Annotated in this window: 16 protein-coding genes and 3 pseudogenes; 10 read left to right on the top strand and 9 right to left on the bottom strand. The window is 65.9% G+C overall.

Going from position 1 to position 17615, the window contains the following annotated elements; genetic code table 11:
* Positions 1-714: 714 nt before the first annotated feature.
* A complete protein-coding gene (locus EN869_RS35490) occupies positions 715-837 on the top strand; it encodes a hypothetical protein (protein ID WP_281015794.1) in 123 nt (40 codons plus the stop codon).
* A gap of 450 nt (positions 838-1287) precedes the next feature.
* Here EN869_RS35490 and EN869_RS15145 read toward each other — a convergent pair whose 3' ends face one another.
* Positions 1288-2187 (bottom strand): LysR family transcriptional regulator, encoded by a 900-nt coding sequence (locus tag EN869_RS15145; protein ID WP_127228718.1) that lies wholly within the window; start codon positions 2185-2187, stop codon positions 1288-1290.
* A gap of 133 nt (positions 2188-2320) precedes the next feature.
* Between EN869_RS15145 and EN869_RS15140 the strand changes: the two genes are divergently transcribed.
* Positions 2321-3745: an MFS transporter gene (locus EN869_RS15140; RefSeq protein WP_127228717.1), complete on the top strand. Its 1425-nt coding sequence runs from the start codon at positions 2321-2323 to the stop codon at positions 3743-3745.
* A gap of 136 nt (positions 3746-3881) precedes the next feature.
* Here the strand turns inward: EN869_RS15140 and EN869_RS34420 are convergent, their stop codons facing one another.
* A complete protein-coding gene (locus tag EN869_RS34420; RefSeq protein WP_167498506.1) occupies positions 3882-4055 on the bottom strand; it encodes a hypothetical protein in 174 nt (57 codons plus the stop codon).
* A gap of 241 nt (positions 4056-4296) precedes the next feature.
* Positions 4297-4695, bottom strand: coding sequence for a low affinity iron permease family protein (locus tag EN869_RS15135; RefSeq protein WP_127228716.1), 399 nt, complete (start codon positions 4693-4695; stop codon positions 4297-4299).
* Between the two features lie 319 nt (positions 4696-5014).
* Here EN869_RS15135 and EN869_RS15130 point away from each other — a divergent pair, with 319 nt between their 5' ends.
* The 5 genes from EN869_RS15130 (at position 5015) to EN869_RS15110 (ending at position 10007) form a co-directional block, all read left to right on the top strand.
* Positions 5015-5209 carry a hypothetical protein gene (locus EN869_RS15130; RefSeq protein ID WP_127228715.1) on the top strand — a complete coding sequence of 65 codons (195 nt, stop codon included), beginning with the start codon at positions 5015-5017 and terminating at the stop codon, positions 5207-5209.
* Between the two features lie 129 nt (positions 5210-5338).
* Positions 5339-5647 carry a hypothetical protein gene (locus tag EN869_RS15125; RefSeq protein WP_127228714.1) on the top strand — a complete coding sequence of 103 codons (309 nt, stop codon included), beginning with the start codon at positions 5339-5341 and terminating at the stop codon, positions 5645-5647.
* A gap of 176 nt (positions 5648-5823) precedes the next feature.
* On the top strand, positions 5824-7194 hold the full coding sequence (locus EN869_RS15120; RefSeq protein ID WP_127228713.1) for a nodulation protein NfeD: 1371 nt from the start codon (positions 5824-5826) through the stop codon (positions 7192-7194).
* Entirely contained in the window at positions 7191-7949 is a 759-nt protein-coding gene (locus EN869_RS15115; protein WP_112130555.1) for a slipin family protein, read from the top strand. The genes EN869_RS15120 and EN869_RS15115 overlap by 4 nt, the downstream gene beginning before the upstream one ends.
* A gap of 162 nt (positions 7950-8111) precedes the next feature.
* Positions 8112-10007, top strand: coding sequence for a diguanylate cyclase (locus tag EN869_RS15110; RefSeq protein WP_167506916.1), 1896 nt, complete (start codon positions 8112-8114; stop codon positions 10005-10007).
* Positions 10008-10041: 34 nt separating this feature from the next.
* Here EN869_RS15110 and EN869_RS15105 read toward each other — a convergent pair whose 3' ends face one another.
* Positions 10042-10527, bottom strand: a complete 486-nt coding sequence (locus EN869_RS15105; protein ID WP_245512342.1) for a hypothetical protein — start codon at positions 10525-10527, stop codon at positions 10042-10044.
* A gap of 174 nt (positions 10528-10701) precedes the next feature.
* Here EN869_RS15105 and EN869_RS15100 point away from each other — a divergent pair, with 174 nt between their 5' ends.
* Positions 10702-11079, top strand: a complete 378-nt coding sequence (locus tag EN869_RS15100) for an SgcJ/EcaC family oxidoreductase (RefSeq protein ID WP_127228711.1) — start codon at positions 10702-10704, stop codon at positions 11077-11079.
* Between the two features lie 62 nt (positions 11080-11141).
* Here the strand turns inward: EN869_RS15100 and EN869_RS15095 are convergent, their stop codons facing one another.
* Positions 11142-12071 carry a LysR family transcriptional regulator gene (locus EN869_RS15095; RefSeq protein ID WP_127228710.1) on the bottom strand — a complete coding sequence of 310 codons (930 nt, stop codon included), beginning with the start codon at positions 12069-12071 and terminating at the stop codon, positions 11142-11144.
* A gap of 98 nt (positions 12072-12169) precedes the next feature.
* Here EN869_RS15095 and EN869_RS15090 point away from each other — a divergent pair, with 98 nt between their 5' ends.
* Positions 12170-13180 carry an NAD(P)-dependent alcohol dehydrogenase gene (locus EN869_RS15090; RefSeq protein WP_127228709.1) on the top strand — a complete coding sequence of 337 codons (1011 nt, stop codon included), beginning with the start codon at positions 12170-12172 and terminating at the stop codon, positions 13178-13180.
* Between the two features lie 192 nt (positions 13181-13372).
* Here the strand turns inward: EN869_RS15090 and EN869_RS15085 are convergent.
* Positions 13373-13861, bottom strand: a pseudogene (locus EN869_RS15085) (molybdopterin cofactor-binding domain-containing protein); the annotation flags it as partial.
* On the opposite strand from EN869_RS15085, the pseudogene EN869_RS15080 reads away from it, so the two are divergent.
* A pseudogene (locus EN869_RS15080) lies at positions 13860-14357 on the top strand (molybdopterin cofactor-binding domain-containing protein); the annotation flags it as partial. The pseudogenes EN869_RS15085 and EN869_RS15080 overlap by 2 nt on opposite strands.
* Here EN869_RS15080 and EN869_RS15075 read toward each other — a convergent pair.
* The 3 genes and pseudogenes from EN869_RS15075 to EN869_RS15065 form a co-directional block, all read right to left on the bottom strand.
* A pseudogene (locus tag EN869_RS15075) lies at positions 14356-15666 on the bottom strand (molybdopterin cofactor-binding domain-containing protein); the annotation flags it as partial. The pseudogenes EN869_RS15080 and EN869_RS15075 overlap by 2 nt on opposite strands.
* Entirely contained in the window at positions 15663-16646 is a 984-nt protein-coding gene (locus EN869_RS15070) for a xanthine dehydrogenase family protein subunit M (protein WP_127228708.1), read from the bottom strand. The pseudogene EN869_RS15075 and the gene EN869_RS15070, both read right to left, overlap by 4 nt.
* Positions 16643-17143 (bottom strand): (2Fe-2S)-binding protein, encoded by a 501-nt coding sequence (locus EN869_RS15065; RefSeq protein ID WP_167506917.1) that lies wholly within the window; start codon positions 17141-17143, stop codon positions 16643-16645. The genes EN869_RS15070 and EN869_RS15065 overlap by 4 nt, the downstream gene beginning before the upstream one ends.
* Positions 17144-17615: the final 472 nt, after the last annotated feature.

The raw sequence follows: 17615 nt of genomic DNA, 5'->3' as shown, positions 1-17615 counted from the left end.
GCATATCTTGCTGTCTTGTTTTCATTGTCGACCGGTCCGAGACAGCCGATGAAGAAGCCATATTGCAAACCGACGCTTGCCAAGCGCGCCGGGCTTTCGGGAGTGACCGCCGCCGTGCCGTCCTCCGGCTTTACATTCTGACATACGAGCGCTGGGATCAGGCGATAGCGCGCCGACTCAAGCAGTTTTGGGCCTGATGATTTCAAGGCTGGAAGCCGGCCCGGCCAGGAGCGGGCGGTACACCACGCAGGTGCCCGCCCGTCCGGCGCCGCCGCCAAGCTGCTGAAACCCCGTCCGTCCCCAACAGCAACGGTCATGGCGTGACCAGTGGCTGCGCAGTGCCATTGGCGCTGTGTCCTGTCAACGCCGCCGGCGGGCGGCCGGAAGCGCCTTTTTTGCCGCTTTTTCGGGCGCTAAGCGGCCTTTTCAGCCACGCTGAAAGCCGCGGCGAAAGACCGAGAAATGGCGGAATTCCGGGCTTTTCCGGCGGCCTGGATGCTCGGTCGGGCATATATCGGTATCTGCTTGAATAAGCTGATTTTTCGCCAGCTGACGCGTCGCCTCAACCCCGACTTTTTTTGGGTGCAATTCGGCGGTGCAGCATGAGCGCCCGGCGGCGGTCTTCAGAGGGCATCGGACGCTTCTGTGAGAGGTTTCATGATGTGCTCATGAAAGACGTGGTAGAATGCCAAACAGCGAATGGGGGAAGTTACGATGACCAATCGGGTGTTCGAGGTTCTAGCCAGACGGCGGTCATGGCTGGATCGGGTCGCATTGGGGCTGCTTGTCTTCCTGGCGACACTGGTCGCCGCGCTGATGGGCGGCGCCAGCACCTAGGCTTGTTGCAGGAAAAGTGCCTAGCTCGGAAGCGGACAGGACTAGTCCTGCAGCACGGAGGGCGCGCTATAGCCGCGCAGGCCGGTTCCATTGCAAGCCTGGCAGGGAACCCGTTGACCCGGGCAATTGTCGTGCAATGCGGCCGGAGGACAGCATGTGCCGTTCGAGAGGATCCATTTCTCGCAGACGAACACCTTGCCCGCACCCTGGCAGCGAGGGCAGGCAAATTTCCGGAAATCGCTCAATCCGCCTCCCGCCTCCTTCCCAAGCTCCCAGAAACGTTCATGGCCGGCACTGGGTTCCACGCAAGGAAAGTTGGCGCTCTATTATTAGACTTATCTAATTTGCCGGCAATATGACTTTCGTCATGCCTCGGCGTAGCTGAGGTTGGCGAGCAGGCGAGGGATGAGTGAGCGATACTTCGCCGACACCTTCCCCTTCAACGGGAGGTCACGCGCCACGCCCGTCACATACGTCCCGCACGATCCCGCGCAGCCAGCGATGCGCCGGATCGGCGTCGAGCCTCGGATGCCACAGAAGCGAGATCGTGAGCGGGGCAAGCTTCACCGGCAGCGCGAAGCTGAAAAGGCCTTCGCGGAGCGTGCCGGTATAGCGCTCCGGCACGGTGGCGATGAGGTCTGAGCCGCGCGCCAGCGCCAGCGCCTCGGCGAATCCGCCGACCACGGTGGCGATTGTCCGTGTCAGCCCGGCAAGCTCCAGCGTGTCGTCAACCGGGCCCCGGTCGAGACCGCGGCGCGAGATCAGTATGTGGCGGCCAGCGGCAAAGCGGGTGGCGCTGATCTTGCCTTCGCTCAAAGGATGGCCGGCGCGCACGACGCCTACAAAGCGATCGCGGAACAGTGCCTGCGCGCGCACCTCCGGCCCGGTCGAGCCGCCGACCACGCCGGTCTCCAGATCGACCGTGCCTTCGCGCATCGGGCCGCTGTCCTTGTCGGGTTTGGGCACGAAGCGCAATTGCACGCCCGGCGCTTCCTCAGCCACACGGGCCAGCAGCGCGAGACCGAAATTCTCGACGAAACCGTCACTGTTGCGGAGCGTGAAGCTACGGTTCAGCCGCGTGAGGTCGAGCCGCTCCGCGGGCCGCAGCAATGCTTCCGCTTCGTTCACCAGCCGGCCGACCTGCGTGCCGAGTTCGACGGCGCGCGGCGTCGGCACCAGGCCGCGCCCGGCACGCACCAACAGCGGATCGCCTGTCGCCTCGCGCAGCCTCGCCAGCGCCCGGCTCATCGCCGAGGGACTGAGCTTAAGACGCCGCGCCCCCCTGGCGACGCTGCCTTCGGCAAGCAGCACGTCCAGCGTGACGAGCAGGTTGAGATCGGGTCGTGACATGGCGCGACCTTAACACGAATTGCTTTTTGGGACATGGCGTTTGATGCACTGATGAAGTGCAAATGCTGCGCGTTCCGCCATGTTGATCGCACACTTATCTTCGCCGGGAAATTCAACCGATGGAGAAGAAACCATGGCCGACATTGCTGAGACGCGCGTCGCGCCCGCGCGCCATTCGACGCCGGGCGCGCTGGCCGGCCTCTCGCTTGCCATGCTCCTCTCCTCGCTCGGCACCAGCATCGCCAATGTCGCGCTGCCGACGTTGAGCGCGGCCTTCGCCGCGTCCTTTCCGGCGGTGCAATGGGTGGTGCTCGCCTATCTGCTCGCCATCACCGCGCTGATCGTCAGCGTCGGGCGTCTCGGCGATCTCGTCGGCCGCCGGTTGCTGCTCATCGCTGGTCTCGCGCTGTTCAGCACCGCCTCGCTGGCGGCGGCACTGGCGCCGTCGCTGGCGCTGCTGATCGCCGCGCGCGCCGTGCAAGGCCTAGGCGCGGCGGTGATGATGGCGCTGACGATTGCGTTCGTGGGCGAGACGGTGCCGAAACAGCGCACCGGCAGCGCCATGGGCCTGCTCGGCACTATGTCGGCGATCGGCACGGCGCTCGGGCCTTCGCTGGGCGGCGTGCTGATCGTCGCTCTCGGCTGGCGTTCGATCTTCCTTGTCAACGCCGTGCTCGGCGTCGTGGCGGTGTTCGCCGCGTGGCGTTTCCTGCCGGCGGGCATGGCGATCGCTCGGGGCGAGGCGAGAGGCCGCTTCGATACGCTGGGCACGCTGCTGCTCGCCGCCACGCTTGCCGCCTATGCGATGGCCATGACCATGGGTCGCGGCCATTTCGGCGGCCTCAACCTGGCGCTGCTCGGCATTGCCGTGGTCGGCACGGCGCTGTTCGTGGTCGCCGAGGCCAAGGTGGCATCGCCTCTGGTCAAGCTCGCGCTGTTGCGCGACCCGGTATTGGCGCCGAGCCTTGCCATGAACGCACTGGTCTCGACGGTGATGATGGCGACGCTGGTCGTCGGGCCGTTCTTCCTGTCGCGGGCACTGGGTCTGAGCGAAACAGCAGCCGGCGCCGTGCTGTCGATCGGCCCAGTGGTCTCGGCGTTGTGCGGCATCCTTGCCGGGCGCGTCGTCGACCGCCTCGGCGCGGCTGCGATGGTCATCGCCGGGCTGGCGATGATGGCCGCCGGCTGCGCCGCGCTCGCAGCTCTGCCAGGCCTGTTCGGCGTTGCCGGCTACGCGGCGGCGAGCGTGCTGCTCACGCCGGGGTACCAGCTCTTCCAAGCCGCCAACAACACCGCCGTCATGGCCGATGTCGACAGCGGCGAGCGCGGCGTGGTCTCGGCTATGCTGAGCCTCTCTCGCAATCTCGGCCTCGTTACCGGCGCGGCAGCGATGGGCGCGGTGTTCGCCTTAGCCGTCGGCACGAACGATATCGCTGGTGCGGCGCCGGCAGCCGTCGCGCGCGGGATGGGATTTACCTTTGCGGTGGCCGCGGGGCTGATGATAGCGGCCATGGTGATTGCGTTTTCTGGTGATTGGAGCAAACGCCACAGCGCCTGACGCGACGAGGCAATGAGATTGCTCAAGCGATGTCGCGGCGACCGCGAGGCGGCATATGCCGCGTTGAGGTCGCAAGGTCTGGCCAGGGAACGCAACAAGCATCCTGCCTGACCATTTCATGACGCCCCTCGGGTGCTCACAGCCCGAGTGTCCAGCCGGCCGCAGTCTGAAACTTCCTGACTGGTCGGAATGGCGCAGCAAAGATGGTCGGCCTATGGGTGGCCTCCACGAAAGCAACTGCGGCCATCTCGACGGCATCGGCCGCATGATCGACCTTGTCGAAGCGCTTCACCACGCGGTCATGAAGCATCGACAGCCTTGCGGCTCTGTGGAGATCGGCGCGCTTCCCGCCGTGCATATCGAGGGGTGCGAACAAAACCATCCCCACAAACGGCGATGCCGGGCGTTTGTTCCGATGTCTGGGTGACAACGATGCGCCGGGATGGTTTCAGGGGCAAGATGCTTCCGCGATCGCGTAATTTCGCTGCCGTCTGTTAGGTTTATCTTTTCTAGGCGGCGGTGCCCATTCCGCCCTTCGGCCGGTGCCTCAGCTACCCCAACGAACCCCCGCCCACTGCGGCGCCGGCCTCATCCCTTCCGCCGTTCAACGTTTCCGATGCCGCGAGACGCCCCGCCTCTATCTCCAGTTCCATCAGCTTCGACTTGATCTCATGCGGGTCGGCATGTTCGAGCCCGACCACGTCGTTGCGCGTTTGTTGCAGCGCGATGACGATTTCGTCGAGCTTGGCATGGATGGCCGCCGTGTCCCGGTACCCCTGGATGAGCACCACGCCGGTGATGATGATGGCCGCCACCGACAAGGCGTAGGTCACCGCGTTGGTCAGGCCGAACGGCACCAACAATGTGCAACCGACCATGGCGGCAAGTAGTGCATAGAAACCGGGCGGCCGCGACAGGAAGTCGGCCGCCCAAAACAGCATGCGGTTCATCGGTCCGCTACCCAAGCAGCAGGCCGGCGATCAGCACGGTGAGAAGCATCGAGGCCGGCACGGCGAGAAGCCAGCGCGCCTCCAGAACACTGTTGCGGTCGTTGTCCATGTCCTTCGCTCCAGTTGGCAGCCTGATGCTGCGAAATCCGATACCGGCAAACGAGAGCGGAACGCCTTCGTTCCGCCGATCGGGCGACGGTCCGAGAGCCATATCGGACTGAGGTCGGACGGACCTGCGAAGAGGACCGAGCGCGGCAACCAAAAGCGCCGCTTCGCATTGGCAAGCGCGCCGATTTTCGTGCGCCGAAAGGGAAGCGACATGAGCCTCGATAGACCGATGGACGATCTGGATGACCAACCCTACGAGCTGGCGTTCTTCGCCAGCAAATACGGCCTGCCACCGCGGCTTGCCAAGACGATGATCGAGGCCAACGGCGGAGGGCGACGCGCCTGCGACGCGGCGGCCGTGACCTATCTGCGCTATGTCGCGCTTCGGCGCCAGCGGGGAGGCTGAGCTCTGCTGCCGGCTCGGGGTTCGCGCGTCTGCCGCGAGCCCGCACCCTGACGCAACCGGGGCCGGAACCAAAGCGGCGAACAGCGGTTTACCCGGCGAAGGGATGATTCAGGAATTAGGAATAGAGCAATGAAAACAGTGCTTCTTGCTGCCCTGGCGCTCTGTGTCGCCGCGCCCGCCGTCGCCTCCGCGGCCGAGGCCGATGTCGTGATCAGGACGCATCACAGGCATCACTATCACCACCGCCCGGCGGTCGTCATCAATGACGAAGGCCACCGCCTTCACCACCGCCATCACGGCACGGTCGCCTTCTATGATAATGGCGAACGCGGCTGGCGTCACCGCCATCACCGCCGTGACACTGTCATCGTCACGGGTTCGATCGGCCACCGTCACCATCACCGCCCGGTCATGCTTTACGGCGACTCCGACTATTGATGTTCGCCGCCCGGCCAGTGCGCAACGATGCACGGGCCGGGCGGAACGCGGTTGCGCCGATCGGCGAAAACGCTGGAGCGCGTGATCGCTCGAGTGGTCTCAGCCGGTTGCGCCTCAACGCCCCCATTGGACTCCGCCGCGACACAACCCATATTTGAGCCAATGGAGCTTTGAGCGTGAGCATCGCGCGGGTGGCCCTTTTCGCCGCTGCTCTCATGGCCGCGGCCGCCGTTTCTCCCTTCTCCTCCGCCGGGAGTGGGAGGGTTGCATTGAGCGTCGCCATTGACGGCGCCATCGGGCCGGCCAGCACCAGGCAGCTTGAGGAAGCGTTCGACACCGCCGCCAAGCGCGATGCCGCGGTGCTCATCCTTCAGCTCGATACGCCAGGCGGCCTGGTCACCTCAATGCGCGAGATGATCGCCGACATCCTGGCCTCGCCCGTGCCCGTCATCGGCTATGTCGCGCCCTCCGGTGGCCATGCGGCCAGCGCCGGCACCTACATCCTGTACGCCACCCACGTCGCGGCGATGGCGCCCGGCACCAATCTCGGCGCCGCGACGCCGGTCGAGCTCGGCGGGTTGCCGGCGCTTCCGGGCAACGAGAAGGACAAGGACCAGAAGGACGCAACCGGGCAGCCGGAGGGCGACGCGATGATGGCCAAAGTGACCAATGACTCGGTCGCGCTCATCCGCTCGCTCGCCGAGATGCGCGGGCGCAACGGCGACTGGGGCGAGAAGGCGGTGCGCGAGGCGGCGAGCCTGTCGGCCAATGCCGCCCTCCAGGAACATGTCATCGACTTTGTCGCCCGCGACACCACCGAGCTTCTGCAGCTTGCCGACGGCCGCACCGTCGAGGTGGCTGGCAGGAAAGAGGTGCTAGCGACCAAAGGGCTGCCGGTCGAGACACTGGAGCCCGGCTGGTTCATCCGTCTGCTGGCCGTCATCACCGACCCGAACACGGCAATTATCCTGATGCTGGTCGGCGTCTACGGCCTCATCTTCGAGTTCACCAGCCCGGGCGCCGTGGCGCCGGGCGTCATCGGCACCATCTGCCTGGTGCTCGGGCTCTATGCGCTGAACCTTTTGCCGATCAACTATACCGGTCTCGCGCTGATGCTGCTTGGCGTCGCCTTCCTGGTCATCGAGGCCTTCAACCCCACCGTGGTGCTGGGGCTGGGTGGCGTCGCCGCCTTCCTGCTGGGCTCCGCCATGCTGCTCAGGGTCGAAGGGCCGGGCTTTGCCATGTCGTGGGCGGTCATCGGCCCGGCCGCCGCGCTGACACTCGGGCTGGCATTGCTTACCGGCACCTATGTCTGGGCGGCGCGCAAGAACCCGCCGCGCGTCGGCGGCGAGGCCATGCGCGGCCTTCCGGTCGAAATCCTCGACTGGCAGAGCGGTGAGGGGCATGTGCTGGCTTTGGGCGAGCGCTGGCGGGCGAAGGCGGGCGAGCCCATGCAGCCTGGCGACCGCGTCGAGGTGACCGATCTCAGCGACCTCGTACTGACGGTGCGGCGTCGCGATGCAGGCAACAACGGAGCAACAAAATGATGGTCGGTTACGTGGCCTATCTCATCATTGCGGTGGCCGTGATCATTTTCCTGGCAGCGGCAATCCGCATTCTCAGGGAATACGAGCGCGGCGTGGTCTTCACGCTCGGCCGCTTCACCGGGGTCAAGGGCCCCGGCCTGATCATCCTCGTCCCCTTCGTCCAGCAGATGGTGCGGGTCGACCTGCGCGTGGTGGTGCAGGATGTGCCGCCGCAGGATGTCATCTCGCGCGACAATGTCTCGGTCAAAGTCAACGCCGTGCTCTATTTCCGCATCGTCGACGCCGAACGGGCGATCATCCAGGTCGAGGATTTCATGGCCGCCACCAATCAGCTGGCGCAGACCACGCTGCGCTCGGTGCTCGGCAAGCACGAGCTTGATGAGATGCTGGCCGAGCGCGACAAGCTCAACAGCGACATCCAGGAGATACTCGACCAGCGCACCGATGCCTGGGGCATCAAGGTTTCCAATGTCGAGATCAAGCATGTCGACCTCAACGAGAGCATGATCCGCGCCATCGCCAAGCAGGCCGAGGCCGAGCGGCTGCGCCGCGCCAAGGTGATCAACGCCGACGGCGAGCAGCAGGCGGCGGCGAAACTGGTCGAGGCCGGCCGCATGCTGGCAACCGAGCCGCAGGCCATGCAGTTGCGCTATTTCGAGGCCCTGCACGACATCGCCGGTGAGCGTTCGTCGACGGTGGTGTTCCCCCTGCCGGTGGAACTGCTCGGGCAGTTCATGAAGGCGCAGGGCAAGTGAGGCACTGACCCTGTTCTTTCCTATGGTGCGGAGCGAGGGCTTCGCCAAGGGGGAGCCGCGTTCGCGGCGCAACCGCTAAACAACCGCAAGTGGCCGGCTTTTAACCCGGAAACAACTTTTCAAGTGCTTGTTATGGGCTCCATCGGAGGTCGGTTTCGATTCATGTGGCAACATCTCACGGCAAATCTCGCCGCGGTGGCGCTGTTCGTCTCCGGCTGGAACTACGTGCAGCCCTGGCTCGAGGGACGCTCGCAAAAGTTCAGGCTGCTCGTCTTCGGCTGCATCATGGGCTGGGGTGCGTTGGCCTCAATGCTCCTGACCGTCGAGGTTGAGCCGGGCGTCCTGCTGGATCTCAGGACGTCACTGGTTGCGACGGCCGGCCTGTTCGCCGGCATGCCGGGCGCATTGGTGGCCACCGCTTTTCCGCTGGGATATCGCATCGCGATCGGTGGCCACGGCCTGACCGCCGGCTTGATCGGCATTGCCGTGGCGTTCGCCGCCGGCGTTCTTGCCCACCGCCTTATCGGGCGCCGCCAAACGCGCGCCTGGCAAGTGCTCGTGTTCGCGGTTTGTGTTGGCCTGTCCGTGCTTGTGCCTGTATCGATCCTGCCGCAAACGGCCGCGCCCGGTATCGATGTCCACCTCGTGCTGCCGCTCATCGCACTCAACATCGCGGCAACCGCCGTGGCCGGCCTCGTCGTGCTGCACACACAGCTTGTCACCAAGGAGCGCGATCTGCTGCGCGCCGCGGTCGCCCAGGCGCCGGACTTCTACTATGTCAAGAATGCGCGCGGCCAGTTCGTCGCCGTAAACCAGACGGTCGCCACCTACAATGGCTACGACCGCCCCGTGCAGATGACGGGCAAGACCGATTTCGACATAGCCGACGCCGCTCGCGCCCGCATCCTATCCGGGCTGGAGCAGAAGATGCTGAAATCGGGCGAGGGGATTGCCGATTTCGAGGAACAGGTCCCCGACCTGAAAGGTAATCTTCGCTGGTTCTCGACCTCCAAGACACCGTTGCGTGACGCCGATGGCAACGTCATCGGCCTTGTCGGCGTCACGCGCGACATCACGGGCCAGAAGCAACTCGAACAGACGCTGCTCGAGGCCAAAAACCAGCTCTCCTATGCGCTCTCCGAGATGTCGGACGGCCTTGCCATGTTCGATGCCGAAGGTGTTCTGGTCTTCTGCAACCAGCAATACCGGGAACTGTTTCCGCTGACCGGTGACCTGCGCGTTCCCGGCACGCGGCTACGCGACATCCTGGAAGCCGTGACCGTGACCGGCGAGCAGGTGGGGATTCCCAAAGGCCACGAACGGGAATGGATAGACGCCGTGGTTGGCAAGCTGCACACGCCCGGCGAACAGCAGATCAAACTTTTCGACGGCCACTGGCTGATGCTGAGAACGAGACCTACCCAGGCGGGCCTGGCGCTGGTGGTCGTCTCCGACATTACCGAGATCAAGAGCACCGAGGGAGAGCTCACCACGCTCAGCAACCAGCTGGCGCAGCTCGCCAACACCGATCCGCTGCTGGGCGTCGGCAATCGCCGCGCTTTCGACCAGGCGCTGGCCGGGGTGGTCGCGGATACCAGCCAGTCCGACCGCGAAGTCGCGCTGCTCCTGATCGATGTCGATTCCTTCAAAGCCTATAACGACCGTTACGGACACCTTGCCGGAGACGAGTGCCTGCGCCAGATCGCCGACTGCCTGCGACAGCGCACGCGCGCCGGCGATTTCGTCGCGCGCTATGGCGGAGAGGAATTCGCGGTCATCCTGCCTGAGACGTCGGCGGCCGGCGCCATGCGCGTTGCGGACAATCTGCGGGCCGCGGTGCGCGAAAGGGCGCTCGAACACGACCGCAGTGAGCGCAAGGTCGTCACCATTAGCGTCGGCGTCGCCACCAGCGGTCCGACCGCCCGTCACAACCCGACCAGCCTGATCCTGCAGGCGGACAAGGCTCTCTACGCCGCCAAGGCAGGCGGGCGCGACGCCACGCGACTGGCTGAGCCAGATGTTGGTTTCCAACCCATTCCGCTTCCGCGCAAGGCGTGACCAAAGCGCAGCCGCGAAGGCGCCAGAACAGAAGTCAATCCGCCTCGCCGCCCGAACCTTTGCCACACTCGGCCAGCACCTTGCCGATGGCGGCGCCCGAGCCCTTCAGCGGAAACGTCGCCTCGCCATACTTGTCGGCGCTGATCGTCACGTCGCCCTTGCCGCGCAGCAGCGCCAGCAACGGGTCGGTGGGGCCGGAAAGCTCGGCGGTGAAATAATTGTACATCGCCTCGAGCTCGAGCTTCCTCGTCAGGCTCTTGTCGCCGGCCTTGAAGGTGAAGGAGCCGCTGACGCCGGGCTCCAGCTGCCCGCCCGCGGCACCGAGGTCGTAGCTCAGCACCGGCTTGCCGAAACAGGCGAGCATCAGATGCGCGTCCCCCTTAGGGCCGCCGCAGACCGAGGCCATCATCACGCTGCCGCCCTCGTCCTCCTCCATCTTGGCCGACCAGGAGCAGGACGCGGCATGGGCTGGGAGGGCGCTGAGCACTGCCAGGATGAATGTTGTCGATACCACTTTCATAATCGTTCCCCCGCCGCGGTGGTTCGATCATACCGAAATTGGCGAAAGCGGGCGAGCTGCCAATCTTCCCCTTGCCTGGGGATTATGCTCCGGCGCAGCCACGCCGCAGGCGTAGGTTGTCGGGAGCGGCCGTTACTCCATCTACTCACCGATAACGGTAAGGGAGACAGCGCGATGAGCGATGACGAAGCCGCGATCCGCCACGTGGTCGAGACATGGATGGAAGCGAGCCGCAGGGGCGATCTGGAGGCCGTGCTCGGACTGATGACGGACGACGTCGTCTTCATGGTTCCTGGCAAGGAGCCGTTTGGCAAGGCGGCTTTCGCCGCTACGTCCAAGGGCATGGCCGGGATGAAGGTTGACGGCTTCAGCGAGATCGTCGAGCTCAAGCTGCTCGGCGACTGGGCCTATATCCGCAACCATATCGACATGACTGCGACACCTCCCGACGGCAAGCCGCTGCGGCGGTCCGGCTATACGCTGACCCTATTGAGGAAGGAGAGCGACGGGCGCTGGCGACTGGCAAGGGACGCGAATCTCTTGGCGGGATAGGGCGCTCCTATCTCTCCTTTGTGGCCCACAAGGGGGAGATTGTGGCCAGCGTTCTCGGTAGATCACCGCCGCCACGGTGGCTCCGGCGCGAAGCGCTTGCTGATCCAGTCGGCAAAGGCGCGGGTCTTGGCGGCCTGGCCCTTGGCCGAGGGCATGACGACATAGACCGCGCCCTCGTCGGCCAGCGTCCAGTCCTCCAGGATCGGCACCAGCCGGCCGTCGGCGATTTCGCGTCCGACCAGCCAGTCCGTGCTCATCATCAGGCCGACGCCTTGCACCGCAGCCTCGACCAGCACCTCGGCGTCGTCGCTGACCAGCGGCCCCGAAACCTCGACGCGCACGCGCCGACCCTCGCGGTCGGTCATCTCCCAGGCAGGAAAGGTCTGGAAGCCGGTGAAGCCGAGGCAGGAATGCTCGAGCAGCGCCTGCGGCGTTTCCGGCCGGCCCCTTCGAGCGAGGTAGGAAGGGGCGGCGCAGAGCAACCGGCGCCGCGCCGCCACCTTGCGCGCCACCAACCGCGAATCCTCCAGGCTGCCCAGCCGGACAGCAGCGTCGAAATTCTCGGCGACGAGATCGGCGAAGCGGTTGGAGAACTCTGCCTCGATGCGGACCTCGGGAAACTCCGCGAGGAATTGCGGCAAGAGCGGCCCGATCCACATGCGCCCGAAGGTCCCTGGCAGGGCTAGCTTGAGCAGGCCCCGCGGCTCGCCGGCCGCATGCGCCGATGCCGCCGCCTCGGCCTCGTCGACCGAGGCCAGAATGGCGCGCACGCGCGGAAGAAATTCCGCTCCGGCTTCGGTCAGCGACACGCTGCGCGTCGTGCGGTGGAGCAGCCGCACGCCCAGCCGTTCCTCCAGCGACTGCAGGCGGCGCGAGAGGATGGTCGCGTCGCGTCCGACCCGCGCCGCCGCCCGGGTGAAGGAGCGCGCGTCGGCGATGGCTGCGAAGGCGGCCATTTCGGCAAGAGCGGAAGGTTCAAGTGATTGCTGCATGGTTTGCAATACTCAAATGCAAAAGCCGACAATTATCGAGGAATAGCGCGGCAGATAGGTTTGCTCAACCGTCAATCGATCACCCACGGAGTGAACCCATGAAAGCCATCGAACTCAGCCAGCCCAGGCTCGGCGCCTTCCGCCCAGTCAGCGTCGCCACGCCCGAACCGCAGCGCGGCGAGGTGCTGATCCGCCAGCGCGCGGCGAGCCTGAATTTCGTCGACGTCGCCGTGGCGAGCGGCAACTATCCGGGACCGGTTTTCCCGCTCATACCTGTCGCCGACGGCGCCGGCGAGATCGTCGCGCTCGGCGAGGGCGTGACAAGGTTTGCCCTTGGCGACCGCGTCGTCGCCCATGCCAAGCCGCGCTGGATCGGCGGCCGGCCGCGGCCTTACGAGATGACGCAGATGCGTGGCATCTCGCTGCCCGGATCGCTCGCCGAATATGTCGCCCTGCCGGCCAATTCGGTCGTGCCGGTGCCGGCGCATCTCTCCTTCGAGGAGGCCTCGACGCTGCCCATCGCCGGCACCACCGCGTGGAACGCGATCCGCGCCGCCGATGTCGGGCCGGGCTCCGTCGTCGTGCTGCTCGGCACCGGCGGCGTCTCGATCTTCACGCTGCAGCTCGCCAAGGCGGCCGGAGCCACCGTCATCATCACATCGTCCTCGGACGAGAAGCTCGAGCGGGCCAAGGCGCTTGGCGCCGATCACCTGATCAACTACCGCTCGACGCCGGACTGGGACGGCGAGGTGCTGGAATTGACCGACGGCCTCGGCGCCGACCTCGTCGTCGAGACCGGCGGCACGGCCAGCTTCGCCCGAGCGGTCAACGCCACCGCGCCCGGCGGCACGCTGTTCACCATCGGCTTCGTCACCGGCGCCGAGGCGACCGTCAACCTGCTGCCGATCATCATCAAGGCGCTAAAGGTGCTGGGCAACAACACGGGATCGGTTTCGGACCTCAAAGACGCTGCCCGCGCCATCGGCGCCGCCCGGATCGAGCCGGTCGTCGACAAGGTGTTTTCGCAGAATGAGGCGACCGAAGCGTATACCCATATGGCAGCCGGCGGGCTGCATTTCGGGAAATTGGTGTTTGGGCTGGATTGGTAGCAAGGAGGTGCCGCGCCGAAACTGCGAATCTCCCCCCTTGAGGGGAAGATGCCCGGCAGGGCAGAGGGGGTCGTCTCACATAGAGCGCCAGCGTTGTCTCTCGCCGAGCGCGATGTCGGCGCTCCACGCGCGGCGACCCCCTCTGTCGCCTTCAGCGACATCTCCCCCTCAAGGGGGGAGATTAGGCCACCCTCAGATCAATTTCTCCAGCGTGATCGGCAGATCCCGCACCCGCTTCCCGGTGGCATGGAACACCGCGTTCGCAATCGCCGGTGCAATCCCCACGATCGCCAGTTCGCCGACGCCCTTGCCGCCGAGGGCGGAGGAGTGCGGGTCGGGGATGCCGACCGAGATCGTCTGGATGTCGGGAATGTCGGCATTGGTCGGCAGCATGTAGTCAGCGAAATTGCCGTTGACGATGCGGCCATGGCGGCGGTCGACGATGCCTTCCTCGAGCAGCGCCTGGCCAATGCCCATGATGATGCCGCCCTTCCACTGGCTCTCCGCCAGCTTGGGATTGTAAAGCCGGCCGGAGTCCAGCGCGGACACAACGCGCGACACGCGCACGGTGCCGAAATCCTCGTCGACCCTGACTTCCACGAAATGCGCGCACCAGGAATAGCGCGACCAGTCGCCCTCTGTGTGTGGGATCGACATGGCAATCGTTGTGTAGTTCTTGTGGGGCGTGGCGGCCGGCACCTATCCGGTGCGGCGCGCCCATGGCGAGGCAGTGGTGAAGATCCTCGCCGACGGTTCGGTCGAGGTCGAAAGCTCCTCCATCGACATGGGCCAGGGCACCTACACGATCCTGGCGCAGACCGCCGCCGAGACGCTCGGCGTGCCGGTGGAACGGGTCTCGGTGAAGCTCGGCGATTCGCACTTCGCCCGCGCCGGCGTCACCGGCGGCTCGCGGCTGGCCGGCGTCATGACCGGCGCTGTCTACAAGGCGGCGGGCCAGGCACTGGACGAGCTGATCGGCCTGGCGCTCTCCGACCCGCGCTCGCCCTTCCAGGCGCTGCAGGCAAACACGTTGGTCGTGCAGGACGGCCGCATCGCCTCGCCGCGCGGCGAGGGACCGGACCTGTCGATCGCCGAACTGATGGCCGCTATCGGCCGCGAAAAAATCGAGGCCAAGGGCGATACGCTGCCGGTAAGCACGACGCCCGAGGAGCGCTACCGATGAGCTGGTGGCCGTCGCGCATCGAGCGCGGCTCAGGCGAGTGCTTGGCCCAGCCGAAGGCTTCCGCGCCGGCGGCAAAGGCTTCGCGCAACTGCCTGGTTGACCACGGCTTCTTCGCGTGCGGATCCTGTTCGGCATAATTGATCAGCCGAATCTCCAGCGGATCGATGCCGAGCTCATACGCGAGCTCGTCGATGGCGCATTCGATGCCGAAGGCGCTCGGGTTCTCGCCCGGTGCGCGTTTGGCGCCAGGCACCACCGTGTTGACGCGCACGACATTCTGCTTCGAGGAGAAGTTCGGCGTGGCGTACATGATCGAGGTGACGGAGCCGAGCGGCTCGACCCACATGCCGTCGATCGCCGTCTCGTTGACGCCGCGATGCACGATCGACTGGATCTTGCCATCCCTGTCGGCGCCGATTGCCACGGTCTGCCGCGTCGCAGCGCGGCCGCCATAGGACGTAAAATTCTGCGGGCGGTTCAGCACCAGCTTCACCGGGCGGTTCAGCATCTTTGCCGCTGCCGCCGCCACCGCGCTGTGGGCGAGCGCCAGCGCCTTGGAACCAAAGCCGCCGCCGATGTAGGGCGAGACCAGCCGCACATTCTCGAACGGCACGCCGAACCACTCGGCGTAGGTGCGCGCCACGCCGTCGAGCCACTGGCTCGGCTCCCAGATGGTCAGTTCGTCGCCTTGCCAGCGCGCGATCAGCCCATGCGGCTCCATCGCCGCCTGGAATTCGCGCGGCGTGTTGTAGGCCGCGCAGATGCGCACCGGGGCGGCGGCGAAAGCGGCTTGCGCGTCGCCCCATTCCTTGGTCATGGCCTCGATCGGGATGCCGTCGCCGGCCTTGCCGTCGCTGAGGTCAACGACGGCCGGCGTCTCGTCATACCAGACCTTGACCAGCGCGGCCGCCGCCACCGCTTGCTCGAAGGTCTCCGCTACGACGGCCGCGACATGCTGGCCGGAAAAGGTGACCTTGCGGGCGAGGGGACAGTAGGTGGACAGTGCCGGCGGGTTGCCGAACCAGTCCGACGCGCCTTTCAATTCCATGATCGTGTCGGGCGTCAGCACGGCGAGGACGCCGGGCGCGGTTTCGGCCGCGCGCGTATCGATCGCCGTGACCTTGCCGGCGGCGATGGTCGCGCCGACCAGTACGGCATGCGTCAGCCCTTCGAGCTGCTGCTCGAAGGCATACTTTGCCACGCCCGTGATCTTGGCCGGGCCGTCGACGCGCGACAGCCTGCCGCCGACCGCTTCGAGGCGCGCGCTGTCGGACGCTGCGTGCTTCATGTCATGAACGGTCATGCCGTCTCTCCCAATTTGAGGATGGCGCGCGCGATCACGCGCGGCGCCAATGCGATCTTGTAGTGGTTGGCGCCATGGTCGACGGCGCCCTCCACGGCGAGCGCGCTTGCCTTGCGGACCGTGTCTTCGTCGAGCGCCTTGCCTTTCAGCGCGTCCTCGACGGCGCGCACCCGCCACGGCTTCGTCGCGACGCCGCCGAGCGCGACGCGGATGTCGCGGATGGTGCGGCCGTCGCTTTCTAGCTCCAGCCCGACGGCAGCGCTTGCCGCCGCGAACTCATAGGATTGGCGGTCGCGCACCTTGACATAGGTCGAGCGCCTGGCCGCGGCCGAGCCGGGAATTTCGATCGTCATGATCACCTCGCCGGGGCGGATGTCGTGCTCGCGCTCCGCCGTCGCGCCAGGCGCGAGGAAAAAATCCTCGACCTTTAGCTTGCGCTCGCCAAGGTCGACCTCGGCGTCGAAGGCGACGAGCGCCACCGCGAGATCGCCCGGGTAGGTGGCGATGCAGGCCTCGCTGACGCCAAGCACGGCATGGCCACGTGTCACGCCGCCGATAGCCGAGCAGCCGCTGGCAGGCGCGCGCTTGTTGCAGGCCGGGAAGTTCTGCGGATCGCGGAAGTAAGGGCAGCGCGTGCGCTGCATCAGATTGCCGCCGATGGTCGCCATGTTGCGCAGCTGTGCCGAAGCGGCCTGCCAGAGCGCTTCCGAGACGGCCGGAAACAGGCTCTTTACTTCGGTATTGTCGGCGACATGGCTCATCTTCGCCAACGCGCCGATGACGGCGCGATCGGCGGTTACATCGATGGCGTTGAGCCCTTCAATATGGCTGATGTCGATGACGGTGGCGGGTTCGGCGACACCGCATTTGGCGAGGTCGATCAGCGTCGTGCCGCCGGCCAGCAGCATCGCGCCGGGGAGGGCGGCCGCGTTACGGGCGGCCTCGATATTGCCGGCGCGGAGGTAGGAAAAATCTCTCATGAGCGGAGCTCCTGGGCGGCCTGGCGGACGGCGGCGACAATGTTGGGATAGGCGCCGCAGCGGCAAAGATTGCCGGCCATGTATTCGCGAATTTCCTCGTCGGAACCGGCATGGCCCTCGCGGATGCAGGCCACGGCCGACATGATCTGTCCCGGCGTGCAATAGCCGCACTGGAACGCGTCCTGCTCGAGGAAGGCGGCTTGCACGGCGTTGAGCGTGCCGTCCGCGTCGGCCAGCCCCTCAATGGTTGTGATCTCGCGGCCTTCAACCTGTGCGGCCAGGGTCAGGCAGGCGAGCACGCGCTCGCCGTCGACATGCACGGTGCAGGCGCCGCACTGGCCCTGGTCACAGCCTTTCTTGGTGCCGGTGAGGTGGAGGCGCTCGCGCAGCGCATCGAGCAGCGTGACGCGCGGCTCGATGTCGAGCGCATGATTGCGGCCGTTGATGGTGAGATGGATGGAAAGCGTGGTGGGACTGATGGTGACTTGGTCATTCATGAGGCGTCGGGCTCCAATTGCTGGACGCTTGAGCGGATGGAAATGGGGCTTGGGAGGAGAGGGGCAAGGCGTGGAAGCTGCTAGTCTCCCCCCTTGTGGGGGAAGATGCCCGGCAGGGCAGAGGGGGCGCGAAGGAACGAGGCGTTTGCGATTTATGCTCGCGGAGAGAAATCTGCCGGAAGGAAGCGCCCATCATCGAGTGAGACGCTGGCGGGACAGCGCCCCCCTCTGGCCTGCCGGCCATCTCCCCCACAAGGGGCCTGTTGCGCAGTCATCGCGACCTAGCGCGCGGAGCGGTTTGGCCGTGAGGTCTCGCTCTGTTTTGGCTCTTGGGGTGGAGTTTGAGGGTGGCGATGCGGCCTTAGGCCGGATGCTGGACGCACCTATGGCGTGATGGCGGCCCATCGGCGCATGTTGAAGGCGATCGCTGCCATCGTCACTTGGGCTGCGGCCTTGGCCAGTCCGACATAGC

The organism is Mesorhizobium sp. M2D.F.Ca.ET.226.01.1.1, assembly GCF_004022705.2.
Lineage (GTDB): Bacteria > Pseudomonadota > Alphaproteobacteria > Rhizobiales > Rhizobiaceae > Mesorhizobium.
This window is presented reverse-complemented; position numbering and strand designations above follow the sequence as displayed.